1 protein-coding gene is annotated in these 317 nt (G+C 39.7%); it reads left to right on the top strand.

The genetic code is table 11. From position 1 onward, the window contains the following. On the top strand, positions 1–317 hold a 317-nt coding region (locus tag C1E99_RS11545; protein ID WP_153060202.1), incomplete at both ends, for a CAT RNA binding domain-containing protein.

Genomic DNA, 317 nt, shown 5'->3' with positions numbered 1-317 from the left:
TCAGCAGGGCCGTGAGTTGATTGTCATGGGGAAAGGATTAGGTTTTCAGAAAAAAGCAGGGGAAGAATTAGACACCAGTAAAATCGAGAGAACCTTTGTGCTACAAAATGACTATCAACAATCAGATTTATCAAGTCTGTACCTGCAAATGGAGAGCAGTGAAGTGGAAGTAGTCAATGCCATTATCAATAGGGCAGAAGAAACTTTAGAAGTTCAGTTTGATTTGTCTTTGTATCTAGCCTTAGCAGACCATTTACATTTTGTATTTCAGCGATGCCGTGAAGGTATCTTTATTGAGAATCCGCTATCTTGGGAAG

The sequence above is a fragment of the Streptococcus suis genome, from assembly GCF_002964045.1.
Taxonomy (GTDB): domain Bacteria; phylum Bacillota; class Bacilli; order Lactobacillales; family Streptococcaceae; genus Streptococcus; species Streptococcus suis_U.
This window is presented reverse-complemented; position numbering and strand designations above follow the sequence as displayed.